Annotated in this window: 19 protein-coding genes; 11 read left to right on the top strand and 8 right to left on the bottom strand. The window is 72.6% G+C overall.

Going from position 1 to position 17335, the window contains the following annotated elements; genetic code table 11:
* Positions 1-497, bottom strand: a 497-nt coding sequence (locus EEJ42_RS53050) for a hypothetical protein (protein WP_246097127.1), incomplete at its 3' end; no start/stop codon positions are given.
* 202 nt (positions 498-699) lie between these two features.
* On the bottom strand, positions 700-1617 hold the full coding sequence (locus EEJ42_RS22190; protein WP_123102153.1) for a VldE C-terminal domain-containing protein: 918 nt from the start codon (positions 1615-1617) through the stop codon (positions 700-702).
* A gap of 101 nt (positions 1618-1718) precedes the next feature.
* On the opposite strand from EEJ42_RS22190, the gene dapE reads away from it, so the two are divergent.
* The gene (gene dapE / locus EEJ42_RS22185; RefSeq protein ID WP_123102151.1) at positions 1719-2789 is read left to right on the top strand and encodes a succinyl-diaminopimelate desuccinylase; all 1071 of its coding nucleotides are present in this window, start codon (positions 1719-1721) and stop codon (positions 2787-2789) included.
* Between the two features lie 133 nt (positions 2790-2922).
* Positions 2923-3669 carry an LOG family protein gene (locus EEJ42_RS22180; protein WP_123102149.1) on the top strand — a complete coding sequence of 249 codons (747 nt, stop codon included), beginning with the start codon at positions 2923-2925 and terminating at the stop codon, positions 3667-3669.
* Between the two features lie 30 nt (positions 3670-3699).
* Here the strand turns inward: EEJ42_RS22180 and folP are convergent, their stop codons facing one another.
* Entirely contained in the window at positions 3700-4560 is an 861-nt protein-coding gene (gene folP / locus EEJ42_RS22175; protein ID WP_123102147.1) for a dihydropteroate synthase, read from the bottom strand.
* Between the two features lie 131 nt (positions 4561-4691).
* Here folP and EEJ42_RS53885 point away from each other — a divergent pair, with 131 nt between their 5' ends.
* Positions 4692-5081 (top strand): DivIVA domain-containing protein, encoded by a 390-nt coding sequence (locus EEJ42_RS53885; protein WP_281291485.1) that lies wholly within the window; start codon positions 4692-4694, stop codon positions 5079-5081.
* Positions 5078-5674, top strand: coding sequence for a DNA-3-methyladenine glycosylase I (locus EEJ42_RS22165; protein ID WP_123102143.1), 597 nt, complete (start codon positions 5078-5080; stop codon positions 5672-5674). The genes EEJ42_RS53885 and EEJ42_RS22165 overlap by 4 nt, the downstream gene beginning before the upstream one ends.
* A 28-nt stretch (positions 5675-5702) precedes the next feature.
* Here EEJ42_RS22165 and chcB read toward each other — a convergent pair whose 3' ends face one another.
* A complete protein-coding gene (gene chcB, locus EEJ42_RS22160; protein ID WP_123102141.1) occupies positions 5703-6521 on the bottom strand; it encodes a 2-cyclohexenylcarbonyl CoA isomerase in 819 nt (272 codons plus the stop codon).
* A gap of 225 nt (positions 6522-6746) precedes the next feature.
* On the opposite strand from chcB, the gene EEJ42_RS22155 reads away from it, so the two are divergent.
* Positions 6747-6914 (top strand): DUF3117 domain-containing protein, encoded by a 168-nt coding sequence (locus EEJ42_RS22155; protein ID WP_003966491.1) that lies wholly within the window; start codon positions 6747-6749, stop codon positions 6912-6914.
* A 127-nt stretch (positions 6915-7041) separates the two neighbouring features.
* On the opposite strand, the gene EEJ42_RS22150 is transcribed toward EEJ42_RS22155, so the two are convergent.
* Entirely contained in the window at positions 7042-7710 is a 669-nt protein-coding gene (locus EEJ42_RS22150; protein ID WP_123102139.1) for an O-methyltransferase, read from the bottom strand.
* A 131-nt stretch (positions 7711-7841) separates the two neighbouring features.
* On the opposite strand from EEJ42_RS22150, the gene sigE reads away from it, so the two are divergent.
* The 5 genes from sigE to EEJ42_RS22125 all read left to right on the top strand — a co-directional run bounded on the left by sigE (position 7842) and on the right by EEJ42_RS22125 (position 12887).
* Positions 7842-8645, top strand: a complete 804-nt coding sequence (gene sigE / locus EEJ42_RS22145) for an RNA polymerase sigma factor SigE (protein WP_246097138.1) — start codon at positions 7842-7844, stop codon at positions 8643-8645.
* Positions 8642-9547: a zf-HC2 domain-containing protein gene (locus EEJ42_RS22140; RefSeq protein ID WP_123102137.1), complete on the top strand. Its 906-nt coding sequence runs from the start codon at positions 8642-8644 to the stop codon at positions 9545-9547. The genes sigE and EEJ42_RS22140 overlap by 4 nt, the downstream gene beginning before the upstream one ends.
* Positions 9548-9777: 230 nt before the next feature.
* Complete coding sequence (locus tag EEJ42_RS22135) at positions 9778-11469, top strand: trypsin-like peptidase domain-containing protein (protein ID WP_123102135.1); 1692 nt, start codon at positions 9778-9780, stop codon at positions 11467-11469.
* Between the two features lie 169 nt (positions 11470-11638).
* Positions 11639-12109 (top strand): sec-independent translocase, encoded by a 471-nt coding sequence (locus EEJ42_RS22130; RefSeq protein ID WP_179936620.1) that lies wholly within the window; start codon positions 11639-11641, stop codon positions 12107-12109.
* A gap of 118 nt (positions 12110-12227) precedes the next feature.
* A complete protein-coding gene (locus EEJ42_RS22125) occupies positions 12228-12887 on the top strand; it encodes a hypothetical protein (RefSeq protein ID WP_425472941.1) in 660 nt (219 codons plus the stop codon).
* 125 nt (positions 12888-13012) lie between these two features.
* Here EEJ42_RS22125 and EEJ42_RS22120 read toward each other — a convergent pair whose 3' ends face one another.
* The 3 genes from EEJ42_RS22120 to EEJ42_RS22110 are packed head-to-tail and all read right to left on the bottom strand — an operon-like array spanning position 13013 to position 15998.
* The gene (locus EEJ42_RS22120; RefSeq protein WP_123102133.1) at positions 13013-14167 is read right to left on the bottom strand and encodes an Mrp/NBP35 family ATP-binding protein; all 1155 of its coding nucleotides are present in this window, start codon (positions 14165-14167) and stop codon (positions 13013-13015) included.
* A 42-nt stretch (positions 14168-14209) separates the two neighbouring features.
* On the bottom strand, positions 14210-14725 hold the full coding sequence (locus EEJ42_RS22115; protein ID WP_123102131.1) for a DUF1003 domain-containing protein: 516 nt from the start codon (positions 14723-14725) through the stop codon (positions 14210-14212).
* Positions 14715-15998, bottom strand: a complete 1284-nt coding sequence (locus EEJ42_RS22110; RefSeq protein WP_123102129.1) for a magnesium transporter MgtE N-terminal domain-containing protein — start codon at positions 15996-15998, stop codon at positions 14715-14717. The genes EEJ42_RS22115 and EEJ42_RS22110 overlap by 11 nt, the downstream gene beginning before the upstream one ends.
* A 205-nt stretch (positions 15999-16203) precedes the next feature.
* On the opposite strand from EEJ42_RS22110, the gene EEJ42_RS22105 reads away from it, so the two are divergent.
* The gene (locus EEJ42_RS22105; protein WP_123102157.1) at positions 16204-16914 is read left to right on the top strand and encodes a hypothetical protein; all 711 of its coding nucleotides are present in this window, start codon (positions 16204-16206) and stop codon (positions 16912-16914) included.
* The last annotated feature ends 421 nt before the right edge of the window (positions 16915-17335 follow it).

Here is a 17335-nt window from a genome sequence, read left to right as displayed (position 1 = left end):
GCCGGAGCGGGCGCCGGGGCAGCGGCGGGGGCGGGGAGCGGAGCCGGGGCGGGACGGACCGGGGCACCCTTGGCGTGGGCGCCCTTGCCCTTGGCCAGGCCCTTGCTCATGCCCGCCGCCTTGCCCTTGCCCTTGGCGTGCAGGGCGCCCTTGCCCTTGGCGTGGGCGCCGCCCTTGCCCTTCCCCTTGCTCTTGGCCGGGGTGCTCTTGGCCGGGGTGGCCTTCTCCGCCGTGGCGGACTTGGCCGGAGCGGTCTGCGCCGGGGCGGCCTTGGCCGGGAGAATCTCCTTGACGGTCCGCCCGGCCTGCTGCGACGCGGTGTCGGCCAGCTCACCGACGGAGGAGGGGTCCAGCGCGCTCAGCCCGCCCAGCTTGGGAGTGTGCGGCAGGGCCGGATCCGCCGCACTCGCGGCGCCGGCGGCACTGACCACGGGGGTCGCGCTCGCTGCGACCAGCAGGGCGGCCCGAGCGATCCGACGCGTGAGAGGGAGGGACATGATTCTCCTTTGACGGGGGACATTTGGCGTGAAGTGTCCAGCGATCGGACGCAGTGAATATCGCGTGAGCCGCGCGAAGGTTGCGGTGGGTCAAGGTAAAGAATTGATAATGCGTCGCATTATCCGTTTACGCGCAAAACGTGCGTACGCGACGTCGGCCCAATGCCCCGTCAACGGCGCTGAGCTGCGGCGATCCCTCCCGTTATCGGGTGAGACCGAGGCGTATATCCGACCCGGAACTCTCGTCGGAGGTGCGCCAGCCGTCCCCTGAATTCCGTGCGCTCCATACGTGCTTGCCGTAAGAGACGCGTTCGATGCGCAACTCGTCCGAGTGAGCCACCGCCCAATAGGCCAGCTCCCAGCCGCGCTCCGTCCGGCCGCCGCGCGCCGAGGCGTCCGCCACCGGGACCAGCACCTCCCGGGCGGACCCGGCGTGCTTGCCGCCGCCCGGCCCCGTCACGTTCAGCCGCGACCGGGCGTCCGCCCCGAACTCCCGCTCCAGCGCCGCCCGGACGCGCCCCGGATCGCCCGCCTTCCCGTCGTCCGGCGGCCCCGGGCAGCTGAAGGCCGCCGCCGAACGCCCGGTGAGGGTGGCCGTCAGCACCACGGCCTCCGTCTCGTGCTTGGCGTACGCCTGCGGGAAGCCGCTGTACTGCACCCGCTGCGCCGCCACCGTGAGCGGCAGCCGCGAGTAGCCGGGCACCTTGACCAGGTGGTCGTAGAACTTCCCGGCCGCGTACACCGGATCCTGGATCTGCCGTGCCGTGCCCCAGCCCTGCGACGGGCGCTGCTGGAACAGGCCGAGCGAATCCCGGTCGCCGTGGGTGATGTTGCGCAGCCCCGACTCCTGGAGCGCGGTCGCGAGCGCGATGGTGACGGCCCGTTCGGGCAGCCCGCGGGAGGCGGCCACGGCCTCGATCGTCGCGGCGTTCACGGCCTGTTCGGGGTCGAGCAGCACATCGCCGCCCTCCGCCCGCGCGACACAGCGCGGCGGCCCGCTGCCACCGGTCAGCAGGTGTGCCGCTACGTACGCGGCGAGCCCCAGCAGTACGGCACACGCGACCGCGGCTCGGAGCAGGCGGGGACGGCTGGAGAACACGGACCGGGGCACGCCGACCACGTTACTGGGTGGCTCCGACACCGGTGCCGCACAGGGCCCGCGGGTGGGGAAGGCCACGCCTGGGGGCGGGGGACCGGAACGGACGGGCTAGGGTCGCGGGTATGGCACACCCAGCACTCGACCTGTCCCTGGACGCGGCCCGGCTCACCGCCCGGCTCGTCGACTTCCCCTCGGTCAGCGGCGACGAGAAGGCGCTCGCCGACGCCGTCGAGCAGGCCCTGCGCGCCCTGCCGCACCTGACCGTCGACCGGGACGGGGACGCCGTCGTCGCCCGCACCGACCTGGGACGTGCCGAACGGGTCGTGCTGGCCGGACACCTCGACACCGTGCCCATCGCCGACAACGTGCCCTCCCGGCTGGACGAGGACGGCACCCTGTGGGGCTGCGGCACCTCCGACATGAAGTCCGGCGTCGCCGTGCAGCTGCGCATCGCCGCGACCGTGCCCGAGCCCAACCGCGACCTCACCTTCGTCTTCTACGACCACGAGGAGGTCGCCGCCGAGCTGAACGGGCTGAAGCGGCTGTCCGAGCACCACCCCGAGTGGCTGGCCGCCGACTTCGCCGTGCTGCTGGAGGGCACCGAGGGCAAGGTCGAGGGCGGCTGCCAGGGCACGCTCCGGGTGCGGGTGACCACGAGCGGGCACCGCTCCCACTCCGCGCGCGGCTGGCTCGGTGAGAACGCCATCCACAAGGCCGCCCCGATCCTGGACCGGCTGGCCGCGTACGAGCCGCGGCACGTGGACATCGACGGGCTCACCTACCGCGAGGGGCTGAACGCGGTGGGGATCGAGGGCGGCATCGCGGGCAACGTCATCCCCGACGCCTGCGCCGTGACCGTGAACTACCGCTTCGCGCCGGACCGTTCGGAGGCCGAGGCGCTCGCCCACGTCCGCGAGGTCTTCGACGGCTTCGAGGTGACCGCCACCGACTCCGCGCCCGGCGCCCTGCCCGGGCTGTCCCACCCGTCGGCCGCCGCCTTCGTGGCGGCGATCGGTGAGGACGCGGCCCCCAAGTTCGGCTGGACCGATGTGGCCCGCTTCTCGGCCCTCGGCGTGCCCGCCGTCAATTACGGCCCCGGCGACCCCAAGCTGGCCCACACCCGCGAGGAGCACGTGGACACGGCCCTGATCCTGGCGGCCGAGGAACGGCTGCGGGTCTGGCTGACCAGCTGAGCCGAACCCCGGCATCCGCTTCTTCGCAGATCAGAGAACAGATGAGCGTGGCGCGGATTTCGGCTTTTCGCCGCCCGGTGGGCCTACGCTGAAGCACAGATCTTTGGCAGATCTTGGCGAAGGGAGCACAGTGATGGGCAACGCCGAGGAAGAGCGAGCGCTGCACGAGCAGCGTCTGGGCCCGGTCGTGCGCCGTCGCCACCAGATGCGGCCCGGTACGACGGACCAGCGGCTGCTGGACAGCCAGGGCGCCACCCACTGGGTGCACGAGGACCCGTTCCGGGTGATGCGCATCCAGTCGGAGTTCGTCGAGGGCTTCGGCACCCTGGCCGAACTGGGCAAGGCGGTCAGCGTGTTCGGCTCCGCCCGTACGCCCGAGGGGTCACCGGAGTACGAGGCCGGGGTGAAGATCGGGCGGGCCCTGGCCGAGGCCGGGTTCGGGGTGATCACCGGGGGCGGCCCCGGCGCGATGGAGGCGGCCAACCGCGGCGCGAGCGAGGCGGGCGGGGTCTCCGTCGGCCTCGGCATCGAGCTGCCGTACGAGCAGGGGCTGAACCCGTACGTCGACATCGGCGTGAACTTCCGCTACTTCTTCGTGCGGAAGACGATGTTCGTGAAGTACGCGCAGGGGTTCGTGGTGCTGCCCGGCGGTCTCGGCACCCTCGACGAGTGCTTCGAGGCGCTGACCCTGGTGCAGACGAAGAAGGTGACCCGGTTCCCGATCGTTCTCTTCGGCAGCTCCTACTGGGGCGGTCTGGTCGACTGGCTGGAGAACACGCTGATCGGCCAGGGCAAGGCGTCCCAGCAGGACCTGGAGCTGTTCCACCTCACCGACGACATCGACGAGGTGGTCGACCTGGTGACCAAGGAGTCCGGCTGACCGCCCCCGGGGCGTGAGCGGACCGGTGCCTCAGGCCAGTCCCCGGCGGGCGACCGCCGGGGGCCGGTGGCCCGCGATGGACGACACCATGTCCAGCACCTGACGGGTTTCGGCCACCTCGTGCACCCGGTAGACCTGGGCGCCCAGCCAGGCGGAGACCGCGGTCGTCGCGAGCGTCCCGATCACCCGCTCCTTGACCGGGCGGTCCAGCGTCTCGCCGACGAAGTCCTTGTTGGACAGCGAGACCAGCACCGGCCAGCCGGTCTCCCGGAGCTCCCCGAGCCGACGGGTGGCCTCCAGCGAGTGGCGGGTGTTCTTCCCGAAGTCATGGCCCGGGTCGATCATGATCCCGTCGCGCCGGACGCCCAGCGCGGCCGCGCGCTCCGCGAGACCCACGGTGACCCGCAGGATGTCCGCCACCACGTCGTCGTAGCCCACCCGGTGCGGCCGGGTGCGCGGCTCTGCCCCGCCCGCGTGCGTACAGACCAGCCCGGCGCCGTACCGGGCGGCGACCTCGGCCAGCTTGGGGTCGACCCCGCCCCAGGCGTCGTTGAGCACGTCCGCGCCCGCCGCGCAGACCGCCTCGCCGACCTCGTGCCGCCAGGTGTCCACGCTGATCACCACGTCCGGATGGCGCCGCCGCACCTCGGCCACGAAGCCGACCGTGCGCCGCGCCTCCTCGGCGGCGCTCACCTCGTCCCCGGGACCGGCCTTCACCCCGCCGATGTCGATGATCGCCGCGCCGTCCGCGACGGCCTGCTCGACGCGGGTGAGCGCGGGCTCGTCGCGGAAGGTCGCACCTTGGTCGTAGAACGAGTCCGGTGTCCGGTTGACGATCGCCATGATCACTCGCTCGTTCTCGTCGAACTCGCGTCGGCCAAGCCGCAGCATGCGTACTTCCTCTCAGGTGTCCGGCAGCGACGATAACTGTCAGTGGGGCATGGCACGATCGGGTCAGACAGTTGACGGGGCCGACGCCCCCCGCGGGCGTCATGGCCGGGCCGTCCTAACCGAGGAGAACGATCACCGTGTTCCTGTTCTTGCTGATCACGCTGGTCGTCGTGGTCGGCGCAGTCACCCTCGCCGTCGTCGGCGGCGGCGACGGGGGCCAGCTGTCCGAGGCGCCGCCCGACCGGCTGGACGACCCGCTGCCCGCCGACCGGCCGCTGGACCGGGAGGACGTGGAGGCGCTGCGGCTGCCGATGACGCTGCGCGGCTACCGGATGGCGGACGTGGACGATGTGCTGGGGCGGCTCGGCGCCGAGCTGGCCGAGCGGGACGCCCGGATCGCCGAGCTGGAGGAGGCCCTGGCGGGCGCGCGGACCCCGGGCTTCGGGGACGGCGAGCCGGCCGAGGGCCCGGGGGACTACCCGCCGGACTATCCGGCGGATTTCGAGGGGAGCGGGTCGTGAGCGGTCAGGGGACGGTCGTCGGAGCGGACGGCCTGGCGCGCTGCCCGTGGGGGCTGGAGACCGAGTCCATGGCGGACTACCGGGTGTACCACGACACGGAGTGGGCCCGTCAGGTCCGCGGCGATGACGCGCTGTACGAGCGGATCTGTCTGGAGGCGTTCCAGTCCGGGCTGTCCTGGATCACGATCCTGCGCCGCCGGGAGGGGTTTCGCGCCGCCTTCGCCGACTTCCGGATCAAGGCGGTCGCGGAGTTCACCGAGGCCGACGAGCAGCGGCTGCTCGCCGACCCCGGCATCATCCGCAACCGGGCCAAGATCTCGGCCACGATCGGGAACGCCCGGGCGGCGGCGGACATGGCCGAGGGCGAGCTGGACGAGCTGATCTGGTCCCATGCCCCCGACCCCGCCACCCGCCCGGTCCCGCACACCGCGGCCGACGTCCCGGCGATCACCCCGGAGTCCACGGCGCTCAGCCGGGCGCTGAAGAAGCGCGGCTTCCGCTTCGTCGGCCCCACCACGGCCTACGCGCTGATGCAGGCCTGCGGCCTGGTCAACGACCACCTGGCCGACTGCCACGTCCGCGATCGCGTCTGACCGCCGGGACCCGGTGCGCCGCCCCGGGTCAGCGGCCCGTGAACCGCGGCTGCTGCTTCTGGACGAAGGCGTCCACCGCGGTGCGGTGGTCCTCCGAGGCGCCCGCCCGGCGCTGTAGCTCGTCCTCCTTGGTCAGGGAGTCGGTGAGGCTGTGGCAGGACGCGTAGCCCAGCGACTCCTTGATCGCCGCGTAGGCCGCGGTCGGGCCCTCGGCCAGCCGCCGGGCGACCGCCGCCGCCTCGGCGGGCAGCTCCGCGGCGGGCACGACCCGGTTGACCATGCCCAGCTCCAGAGCCTCCGCCGAACTCACGTTGCGCGGGAAGAGCAGCAGGTCGGCGGCGCGGCCGTGGCCGATCAGGCGCTGGAGGGTCCAGGAGACGCCGGAGTCGGCGGTGAGCGCGACGCCCGCGAACGAGGTGTTGAACGAGGCGGTGTCGGCCACGATCCGGTAGTCCGCGGCGAAGGCGAAGCCCGCCCCGGCTCCGGCCGCGACCCCGTTCACGGCGGCGACCACCGGCTTCGGCATCCCGGCGATCGCGGTCACGATCGGGTTGTAGTGCAGCGAGACGGTGCTCATCGTCGAGCCCTCGCCCTGGTCCCCTCGGGCGTGCGCCTCGCGGTCGGCGGCCAGCAGCCCGATGTGCTCCTTGAGGTCCTGCCCGACGCAGAACGCGCGACCGGTGCCGATGAGCAGGACGGCCCGGACCGCCGGATCCTCCGCGGCCTGGAGCAGCGCGTCGCGCAGCGCCACCTTGGTGTCGATGTTGAGCGCGTTCATGGCGTCGGGACGATTCAGGGTGATCGTCGCGAGGCCGTCGGCCAGGTCGTAGAGCACGGTGTCGGTCATAAGCGGCCCTCCCGTGGGCAGGTGTTCGGACGCGGCGGGCGTACGTTATCGCGATCGCCTCCCCGAATTGAGTGGTTTTGGGGGAGCGCCGTGCACGGGGGTTGCCGACCGATGTTGGTCATCGGGTCATGGCATGCGGGATAATGAATGAGAAGCAACGTGTTCGATGCCGGTGACGCCTGGGTTGTCGGCTGCGATGAGCTGGTTTCAGGAAGGGGAACGAGCATGGCGGCCATGAAGCCGCGGACGGGCGACGGCCCGCTCGAGGTGACCAAGGAGGGGCGGGGCATCGTCATGCGCGTTCCGCTCGAAGGCGGCGGTCGGCTCGTCGTCGAGCTGACACCCGACGAGGCCGACGCGCTCGGCGATGCACTGAAGAAGGTTGTCGGCTGAGCCACCGGCCCCACCATCACCCGAGCCCCGCCCCGGCGTCCGGTTAGAGGTAACCGGACGCCGGGGCGGCGCTGTGTGCGGGGTATGTGCGGGGCCCTGGCCGCCGCCGTGAGGTTCCGGTTCGGTCTCAGCCGCCGCGGTTGACCGCGCACAGCAGGCCGTCCCCGACCGGGAGCAGCGAGGACTGGAGCACGGTGGACTCGCGTACGGTGCGCAGCAGCTCGCGCAGCCGCAGCACCTCGGCGGGCTGGGCGGCGGAGTCCACGGTCCGCCCGTTGGCGAAGACCCCCTCGAAGCAGACCAGACCGCCCGGCCGCAGCAGCCGCAGGGCTTCCTCCAGGTAGTCCAGGCACTCCAGCCGGTCACCGTCGCAGAACACCAGGTCGTAACCGCCGTCGGCGAGCCGGGGGAGGACGTCCAGGGCGCGGCCGGGGATGAAGCGCGCCCGGTTGCCGGCGAAGCCGGCGGCCCGGAACGCCTGCTTGGCGAACTGCTGCATCTCGGGTTCGGTGTCGACGGTGGTCAGCACGCCGTCGGGGCGCATGCCGTGCAGCAGATGGATGCCGGAGACGCCGGTCCCGGTGCCGATCTCGGCGACGGCCTTGGCGTCCGCGGCGGCGGCGAGCAGGCGCAGCGCCGCGCCGGTGCCCGCGGACACCGAGCGCAGCCCTGCCTCCCGGGCCCGGTCACGGGCCCAGTGAAGGGCTTCGTCCTCGGCGACGAACGCGTCGGCGAACGCCCAGCTCGTCTGCCGGTTGCCGGTAATGACCCTCTCCTGTCCCCGTAGTTGGCGCAACGGTGACTGTATCCGCTGCGCACGGGAACCCGCAGATGGGACCAGGCGTTGAGGAGAGAAGGGGGGACCGTATGGATCACGGCCAAATGCAGGTCAAAAATACTTATCCGGAGCTAACGGGCGAGGTGGATATGGTAGGGGCTCTACTGGACACCACCAGAGCCGACAGGGGAGGTGCGGCTACGGCCGGTGACCGGAGAGTGCTGAGGCGCTTTCGCAGGTCAGCGGGCGAGCCGAAATCCGTGACCGACACCGCTGACCGTTCCCGTTCCGCCGACTCCACCACCGCGACCTTTGCCACTACCGCGTCGTTCGGTGCGGAGGGGGATTCCCCGGCGTGGACGCCTCCCACCTGGGAGGAGATCGTCAGCACGCACAGCGCACGGGTCTATCGCCTCGCCTACCGCCTCACCGGTAACCAGCACGACGCCGAGGACCTCACCCAGGAGGTGTTCGTCCGCGTCTTCCGCTCGCTGTCGACGTACACCCCGGGCACCTTCGAGGGCTGGCTGCACCGCATCACCACCAATCTCTTCCTCGACATGGTCCGCCGTCGTCAGCGCATCCGCTTCGACGCCCTCGCCGAGGACGCGGCCGAGCGGCTCCCCAGCCGCGAGCCCTCCCCCCAGCAGCACTTCAACGACACCCACTTCGACGCCGACGTGCAGCAGGCGCTCGACACCCTCGCGCCGGAGTTCCGCGCGGCCGTCGTGCTCTGTGACATCGAGGGGCTGTCGTACGAGGAGATCGCCGCGACGCTCGGTGTCAAGTTGGGCACCGTGCGCAGCCGGATCCACCGGGGCCGCTCCCATCTGCGCAAGGCGCTCCAGCACCGTGCTCCGGCGGGCGCGCGTGCCGAGCAGCAGCGCGAGGTCGCCGCGGTGGCGCCGCGGGTCTCCGGACCGCGGCTGAGTGGGGAGGTCGGGATCGCGTGACCCGATCAGGCGGTCCGTCCCCCGCCGAGCAGCATCTCGGCGACCGCCTTGCGGCTCTGGTCGACGGTGAACTCGGGCATGACGCGCGTGAGCGCGTCCTCGCACACCTGGCGACGTGCTGTAAGTGCAAGGCGGAGGCCGACGCGCAGCGGCGGCTGAAGAGCGTGTTCGCCGAGACGGCGCCCCCGGGGCCGTCCGAAGGCTTCCTCGCCCGTCTCCAGGGCCTCCCGGCCATCGGTGGCGACGACGGCCCGGGAAGCGGTTCCCCCTTCGCGGACCCGGGCGTGATGGGCCTGCGCGGCGCCGCGCGGGACGTACGGAGCGACGCACCGGAGGTGCGGGCGTCGGAGCGCAGACGGGAGCAGACGTTCGCCTATCTGCCCGCGGTGGCACCGGTGGACCCGGTCGCCGCGGTGTCGGCACACCGGGAGCGCGGCTTCCGGATCCATGAGGTCGAGCGCCCCGCGCCGCGCCGCCGCTTCGCCTTCGCGGCCGCGGGAGCGGTGTCCCTGGCCGCCTTCGCGCTCGGCGCTGCCCTGCCGCTGGAGGCGGCGGTCGACCCCGGCCCCCGGACGGACGGCTCGGACACCGCGGTCACCCCGGTCGACGCCGATGCCGTCGGCACGGGCACCCGCGAGCGGACCGGCCGCGATGTGGGCCTGCTCGCCACCACCGAGACGCGCCCGGCCGGGCTCCCGTCCCCGAGCGCGACCCCGAGCCACCCGGTGCTGAGCCCCTCCGGTGCCGCGGTGAACCCGCTGATACAGCCGGTCCTGTCGGTCACGGACCTGCTGCGGGCCCCGACCTCCACCCCGGCGGCGCCCGCGCCGACCCAGCTGGAGGGCCCGACCCAGCCCGCGTCGAGCACCCCCTACCTGGGCTTCAGCACACCCCCGCCCTAGGGATCCTGGAGATTCTGGGGATCGTGGGAATCTGCGCAATATCGCTCACACGTCCGGTCGTTCCCCTCGTTCCGCGCACGCGGGCCCGGGTGGACTGATTGAATCGCTTTCGGGCAGCCCTGCCCTGTCGGGGGCACCCCCGACGGTGGCCGCGGGCGAGCCGAAGAGTCGCGGTGACGTATGACCCGGGCGGCGCGATGGGCGCCCGCTTGCGGGAACTTGGGGAGATCATGGACGAGCGGAAGGCCCCCGGGCCCAAGCCGAAGTGGTGGAGCCGTCCGGTCGCAGGGCCCGGCGACCGGCAGTCGGACGACGCGGCGGAGACCGGCGCGGAGCCCTCGGCGGAGATGGCAGCGGAGACGGCGGCAGAGCGGGCGGTGCCGTCCGGGCCGGAGCCCGAGCGGCCGACCGGAGCCGACGACAGACGCGAGGCGGCGGACGGGACCCGTGCGGGCGCCGGGCGCCCGCTCCACGACCCCGATCCGTACAGCACCCCGCCCTACGGCGGCCCCGGCCCCTGGGCCCCCGCCCCGCCCGTACAGCACCCGGGTACGACTCCGGCGCACGGCACCCAGCTGCCCCCGGGCGCCGTCCCGCAGCCCGCTCCGCAGCCCGGGACCGCACAGCCCGGGAGCGCACAGCCCGGGATGATGACCCCGGCGCACGGCACGCAGCTGCCGCCCGGCGGCCATGGCGCGCCGCCGCCGTCGCCGCACACCGGGATGACCCCAGCCGAGGGCACCCCGGTCCCGGCCCAGTGGCAGGCCTACGACCCCTGGACCGTGGCCCCGCCGCCCACCGAGCGCAAGGTGGTCTCCCGCCGCCGCGCGTTCGTCGCCGTCCTGCTGATCGCGCTGATCGCGGGGTGCCTGGGCGGCGGGATCGGCGCGTACGTCGAGCGCGACCGGGCCTCGGGGGGCGTCGACGTGAAGCTTCCGCAAGCCCCGCTGGAGAAGGGCACCCGCTCCCCGGGCAGCGTCGCGGGCATCGCCTCCAGCGCGCTGCCGGGCGTGGTGACCATCCATGTCAGCGGCAGTTCCGAGGAGGGCACCGGCACCGGGTTCGTCCTCGACAAGCAGGGCCACATCCTCACCAACAACCATGTCGTGGCGCCCGCCGGTTCCGAGGGCGACATATCGGTGACGTTCAACGGCGGCCAGACCGCCCGCGCCAAGCTGGTCGGCCGGGACGCCGGGTACGACCTGGCGGTCATCCGGGTCGAGGGCGTCTCCGGGCTGAGCCCGCTGCCGCTGGGCAACTCCGAATCGGTCCAGGTCGGCGACCCGGTGGTGGCGATCGGTGCCCCGTTCGACCTGGCGGGCACGGTCACCTCCGGGATCATCAGCGCCAAGGAGCGCCCGATCACCGCGGGCGGCGAGGAGGAGGACGGCAGCGACATCTCGTATGTCGACGCGCTCCAGACCGACGCCCCGATCAACCCGGGCAACTCCGGCGGCCCGCTGGTCGACGGCAAGGCGCGGGTCATCGGGATCAACAGCGCCATCCGGGCCGCCGACGACGGCGCCGAGCTGGGCGGTCAGGGCGGCTCGATCGGTCTGGGCTTCGCGATCCCGATCAACCAGGGCAAGCGGGTCGCCGAGGAGCTGATCAACACCGGCAAGGCGACCCACCCCGTGATCGGCGTCACGCTCAACATGGAGTACACGGGCGACGGCGCCCGGGTGAACAGCAAGGGCGCCGCCGGGCCGCCGGTCACCCCGGACGGGCCGGGCGACAAGGCGGGGATCGAGGCCGGTGACGTGATCACCGAGGTGGACGGCGTCCGGGTGCACAGCGGCCAGGAGCTGATCGTCAAGATCCGCAGCCACCGCCCCGGCGACCGGCTCCGGCTGACCCTCAAGCGGGACGGCGACGAGCGCACCGTGGAGCTGACGCTGGGCTCGGCGAGCAGCGACGGCTAGCGGCGGCGGGTGGAGGCGGCGGCCGGACCGACGGCCGGGGCGCCAGGGCGGCCGGAGGAGGCTCCCTGGCGCCCGATGTTGGCCCGGGCGTCTCCCGCGGCGCCCCCGCCGACAGGTACGGTATTGAGTGGCCCACGCAGGGTTTCGGACGTCTTCTAGGAGCTGCAAGGTGTTGGACATAGGACCTCTCGAGCTCATCGCGCTCGTTGTCCTTGCGGTGCTCATCTTCGGCCCGGACAAGCTTCCGAAGGTCATCCGGGACGTGTCGCAGTTCATCCGCAAGATCCGGGAGTTCTCCGACAGCGCCAAGGAGGACATCCGCTCCGAGCTGGGGCCCGAATTCAAGGACTTCGAGTTCGAGGACCTGAACCCCAAGACCTTCGTGCGCAAGCACGTGCTCGACTCCGACGAGCTGGGCCTGAAGGAGATCCAGAACGGGTTCGACCTCCGCAAGGAGATGGCCGAGGTCGCCGACTCCGTGAACGGCCGGGAGAGTGACGTCGCACACGGCTCTTCAGGGGGCTCCGGCGCCACCCCGCCGTCCCTGTCCAAGGGCGATTCCGGCACCCCTGACCTGCTGCGCAAGCGTGATGACCAGCCTCGCGAGGACCGTCCGCCTTTCGACTCCGACGCCACTTGATCCCCCCGTATGCCCGGGCTGGTTGACCCGTATGGCTATCCTCCCTTTGTCCGGGGTGAGGTCGCCCGAAGGGGGGCGGGCCGCCCACGACGAAGGGCAACGAGGAGGCTCCGCGCACATGGGCACGACGAGTCGGCTAGGGGTGCATGGGGTGGACGGTACGGCGCAGGGGATGCCCGCCGAGGCTCGGCGGAGCGTCGACGGCTATCTGATGGCCGCCTTCCCCTGGTACGGCCTTGACGAGGCGTTCACCGGGCCGCGCTGGCTCATGCAGGTGGGTACGGCCGCCGACGGCCGGGTGGAGTACGGCTCGACCGGGCATGGCGAGGAGCCGTCGCTGCGCGTCGAGACCGACATGGACCAGCAGCGCTTCACGGCGGTGGTGACCGTCGGCGGCCGCCCCGTGCGGGACAGCGCGGACGGCACCGGCAAGCTGGAGGCCACCTCGGTCTCCTCGGCCGCCTGGCTGGCCGGGTCGGGCCTGCTGTCATGTACCTGGCCGACTCGCATGGAACGGGGGCTGCGCCAGGACTGGCTGGACCAGCAGACCGCGATCGCCTGGGAGCTGGCGGACGCCCTGGACGGCGAGGAGTGGTCCCCGCTGTCGCTGCCGGTGGACGGCGTGCCGACCGACTTCCACTACCGCGAGTCGGAGTACGGCTGGGTGCTGGCCGGGTCGGCGGGCGAGAGCGTGCACATCGGGGCGTACGGGCGCGGGATGAGCGCCTACGGCCTGGGCTTCTCGGTGATCAAGGACATCACCGCCTACGACGCATAGGGGTACGNCGGCCTGGGCTTCTCGGTGATCAAGGACATCACCGCCTACGACGCATAGGGGTACGGCTGCGCGGGGGCGGCCTCATGGACTCACCCATGAGGCCGCCCCCGCGCCCGTACGACCGCTCAGAACTTGTTGCGCGGCGTGACGCCCAGCGACATGCCCGCCAGGCCCCGCTGCCGCCCGCCGATCTTGCCCGCGATCGCGCGCAGCGCACTGCCCGCGGGGGAGTCGGGGTCGGACAGCACGACCGGCTTGCCGTCGTCGCCGCCCTCGCGCAGCCGGACGTCGATCGGGATGGCGCCCAGCACGGGCACCGTCGTCCCGGTGGTCCGGGACAGCCCCTCGGCGACGGTCTGCCCGCCGCCGGTGCCGAAGACGTCGACCATCTCGTCGCAGTGCGGGCAGGGCAGCCCGGACATGTTCTCCACCACGCCGACGATCTTCTGGTGGGTCTGGACGGCGATCGAGCCCGCCCGCTCGGCCACCTCGGCGGCGGCCTGCTGCGGCGTCGTCACCACCAGGATCTCGGCGCCCGGCACCAGCTGGGCGACGGAGATCGCGATGTCGCCGGTGCCCGGGGGCAGGTCCAGCAGCAGGACGTCGAGGTCGCCCCAGTAGACGTCGGCCAGGAACTGCTGGAGGGCGCGGTGCAGCATCGGTCCGCGCCACACCACCGGGGCGTTGCCCGGGGTGAACATGCCGATCGAGATCACCTTCACGCCGTTCGCCGACGGCGGCATGATCATGTCCTCGACCTGGGTCGGCCGCCCGTCGGCGCCCAGCATGCGCGGCACCGAGTGGCCGTAGATGTCGGCGTCCACGACGCCGACCTTGAGCCCGTCGTCGGCCATCGCGGCGGCCAGGTTGACCGTCACCGACGACTTGCCGACGCCGCCCTTGCCGGACGCGACCGCGTACACCCGGGTCAGCGAGCCGGGCTTGGCGAAGGGCACCTCGCGCTCGGCCTGTCCGCCGCGCAGCGAGGTCGCCAGCTCGCGCCGCTGCTCGTCGCTCATCACGTCCAGCTCGACCGTGACGCCCGTCACCCCGCCGACCTGGCCGACCGCGTCCCGCACCCGGCTGGTGATCGTCTCCCGCATCGGACAGCCGGCGACCGTGAGGTAGACCTCCACCGCGACCGTGCCGTCCGACGCGATCGCGACGGATTTGACCATGCCGAGGTCGGTGATCGGCTTGTGGATCTCCGGGTCGTTGACCGTGGCGAGCGCAGCGCGCACCGCGTCTTCGCTCGGTGCCGGGACAGTGTCGGTAGCCATAAAGAGATGGTACGGCGCCGGGGGTACGCGTCGGTAAGCCCGTCAGCGGTCGCGTTCCTCACGCGAGGGAGCGCGCGACGGCTCGGCCCGCCCCTCGTCCAGTTCCCGGACCAGTCCCTCGAACTCGGAGCGGATCCAGTCCCGCGTCGCGACCTCGCCGAGCCCGGCGCGCAGCGACGCGATCTCCCGGGTCAGGAACTCGGTGTCGGCGATGGACCGCTCGTCGCGCGCCCGGTCCTGTTCGTAGTTGACGCGGTCGCGGTCGGCCTGCCGGTACTGGGCGAGCAGGATCAGCGGCGCCGAGTACGACGCCTGGAGCGACAGCATCAGCGTCAGGAAGATGAACGGGAACGGGTCGAACCGCAGCGGGCCCGGGGCCAGGGTGTTCCAGGCCAGCCAGGCGACGACGAAGACCGTCATCCAGGCGATGAAGCGGCCCGTGCCCAGGAAGCGGGCGATCAGCTCCGACGCCCTGCCGAACGCCTCCGGGTCCCAGCGCGGCAGCGGACTGCGGCGGGGCTCCTTGGGCCGGTCGAGACGGCCGCCGTCACCGTCCACCGCCCACCTCCGGGATGTTCACGCCGCCGTACAGCTCGCGCTCCCGCCAGTCGGGTGGCAGCAGATGGTCCAGGACGTCGTCCACGGTCACCGCGCCCAGCAGCGCCCCGCCCTCGTCCACGATCGGCGCCGCCAGCAGGTTGTACGTCGCCAGGTGCCCGGCGACCACGGGCAGCGGGGTGTCCGGGCGCAGCGGCCGCAGATCGGTGTCCACGGCCGCGCCGACGAGGGTGAACGGCGGGTCGCGCAGCAGCCGTTGGAAGTGGATGGTGCCCAGATAGCGCCCGGTGGGCGTCTCGTCGGGCGGGCGGCACACGTACACCTGGGCGGCGAGCGCCGGGGTGAGGTCCTGGTTGCGCACCCGCGCGAGGGCGTCCGCGACCGTGGCGTCCGGGCGCAGCACGATCGGCTCGGTCGTCATCAGCCCGCCCGCCGAGCCCTCCTCGTACGACATCAGCCGCCGCATGTCGGCCGCGTCCCGGGGCCGCATCAGGGTCAGCAGCCGCTCCTTGTCCCGTTCGGGCAGCTCGGACAGCAGATCGGCCGCGTCGTCCGGGTCCATGGCCTCCAGGACGTCGGCCGCGCGCTCCTCCTCGAGCTTGCCGAGGATCTCCACCTGGTCGTCGTCGGGCAGCTCCTCCAGGACGTCCGCGAGCCGTTCGTCGTCCAGCGCCGCCGCGACCTCGCCGCGCCGCTTGGCGGAGAGGTGGTGCAGGACGTTGGCGAGGTCGGCGGGGCGCAGCTGTTCGAAGGTGGCCAGCAGGTTCTCCGCGCCCTGCCCGTGCTCCTCCAGCGAGAATCCGGTGACGGCCGACCAGTCCACGGTCAGCGTCTCGCCGCGGCGGCGCAGCGCACCGCTCTTGCCGCGCCGTACGAAGACCTTGTCGATCTCCCATTCGCGGCGCGCGGGCAGCTGGGCCATCCCCACGTCCAGGACCGTGACCTGCTCGCCGGTCTCCACCACCCGCACCGTGCGGTCCAGCAGTTCGCCGAGGACCAGCGTCTCGGTGGGGCGCTGCTCGAAGCGCCGCATGTTGACCACGCCGGTGGTGATGACCTGGCCCGACTCCACGCCGGTCACCCGCGTCATGGGCAGGAAGATGCGGCGGCGGGTGACCACTTCGACGACCAGCCCGAGCACCCGCGGCGGCCGCCCGGCCAGCCGCAGCATCGCCACCAGATCACGGACCCGCCCGACCTGGTCGCCGTTCGGGTCGAAGACGGCGACACCGGCCAGATGCGAGACATAGATCCGTGAGGCGCCTGCCGGCATGTCATGCGCCTCCTTCCCGCTACGCATGCGCGCGTATTCACCGGGTTCAGGCTAGCCTGCCCCGTTCTGCCCCGCCGCCGGACGAGCGGCCCCCGGGACCCTGCGCACACTTCCGTACGGCACCGGTACGCTGCCGTACTGCACCGGACCGGCATCAGGAGGCAGAGCGGACGTGCGCATCCGGAACACGGCTCTCGTCGCGGTGATGTGCGCGGGACTGGCCGCGCTCACCGCGTGCGGCGGCGAAGGGGAGAAGGCGGACCCCGACGCGGGAACGAACGGCGTGGGCAAGCTCCCCGCCAAGAAGATCGAGAGCAAGGCCCGGACGGTGGCGGGGAGCGCGGACGCGGTCCACCTGTCCGGCAGCCTCGTCTCCAAGGGCCGCACCTACAAGGTCGACATGAAGCTGAAGGGCGACGGCGGCACCGGCGTCGTCTCCACCAAGGGCTCCCGCTACGAACTGCTGCGGGTGGGCGAGGAGCTGTACCTCAAGGCGGACGCGGGCTTCTGGGCGCACCAGGGCGCGAGCGGCGGCCACAGCGGCGACGCGGCCGCCGCGGACAAGCTCGACGACAAGTACGTGAAGGTGCCGTCCGGGGATCCGTCCTACAAGCGGCTCAGCGGCTTCACGGACAAGAGCGTCATGCTGGACGGGCTGCTCGGCCTGCACGGCACCATCACCGCGGGCGACCGGGGCGAGGTCGGCGGCGTCCGTACGATCCGCATCCTCGGTGGCCAGGGCGGCGGCGGCACCCTCGACGTCTCCCTGGAGGGCCGCCCGTACCCGCTGCGGCTCCAGCGCGCGGGGGGCGCGGGGGTGATCCGGCTGGAGGACTGGAACAAGGACTTCAAGCTCTCCGCGCCGAAGGACGACCACGTGGTCGACTACGGCCAGCAGATCCCCACGGGGACGTAAGACCTGGGCCCGGGGCTGCGCCCCGGGCCGGGCCAGCCCGCTTTGCGCGCCCGCGTGCCGCAACCCAGCCCCTCCGGAACCCCCGTCTCTCCGGCAACCCAAGCCCCTCGGCAACCCAAGCCCTCCGGAACCCCCGCCTCTCCGGTAACCCAAGCCCCTCGGCAACCCTCGCCTCTCCGGCTCCACCGGGGGGCGATCGGCGGTGGTTGCGGGGCGCACGGAAACGTGGGCCCCCAAGCCCCTCCGGCGCTGGGGCGCGGGGGCCGGGGCGGGCCGATGATGCCCCACCCCAGCTCCTCCGGCGCTTGGGGAGCGGGGCCGGGGCGGCCGATGCCCCACTCCCAGCCCCTCCGGCGTTTGAGGAGCGGGGTCCAGGGGCGGAGCCCCGGCGGGGCGCGGGGCGGAGCCCCGCATCGGGGGG

The organism is Streptomyces botrytidirepellens (genome assembly GCF_003721215.1).
Lineage (GTDB): Bacteria > Actinomycetota > Actinomycetes > Streptomycetales > Streptomycetaceae > Streptomyces > Streptomyces himastatinicus.
This window is presented reverse-complemented; position numbering and strand designations above follow the sequence as displayed.

Coding starts and splice junctions, on each gene's coding strand:
- EEJ42_RS22155 (WP_003966491.1), top strand. CDS start 6,747: ATGGCGGCCATGAAGCCGCGGACGGGCGACGGCCCGCTCGAGGTGACC.
- chcB (WP_123102141.1), bottom strand. CDS start 6,521: ATGACCGACACCGTGCTCTACGACCTGGCCGACGGCCTCGCGACGATC.
- sigE (WP_246097138.1), top strand. CDS start 7,842: ATGGTAGGGGCTCTACTGGACACCACCAGAGCCGACAGGGGAGGTGCG.
- EEJ42_RS22105 (WP_123102157.1), top strand. CDS start 16,204: ATGTGCGCGGGACTGGCCGCGCTCACCGCGTGCGGCGGCGAAGGGGAG.
- EEJ42_RS22135 (WP_123102135.1), top strand. CDS start 9,778: ATGGACGAGCGGAAGGCCCCCGGGCCCAAGCCGAAGTGGTGGAGCCGT.
- folP (WP_123102147.1), bottom strand. CDS start 4,560: ATGCTGCGGCTTGGCCGACGCGAGTTCGACGAGAACGAGCGAGTGATC.
- EEJ42_RS22120 (WP_123102133.1), bottom strand. CDS start 14,167: ATGGCTACCGACACTGTCCCGGCACCGAGCGAAGACGCGGTGCGCGCT.
- EEJ42_RS22110 (WP_123102129.1), bottom strand. CDS start 15,998: ATGCCGGCAGGCGCCTCACGGATCTATGTCTCGCATCTGGCCGGTGTC.
- dapE (WP_123102151.1), top strand. CDS start 1,719: ATGGCACACCCAGCACTCGACCTGTCCCTGGACGCGGCCCGGCTCACC.
- EEJ42_RS22180 (WP_123102149.1), top strand. CDS start 2,923: ATGGGCAACGCCGAGGAAGAGCGAGCGCTGCACGAGCAGCGTCTGGGC.
- EEJ42_RS22125 (WP_425472941.1), top strand. CDS start 12,228: ATGGGCACGACGAGTCGGCTAGGGGTGCATGGGGTGGACGGTACGGCG.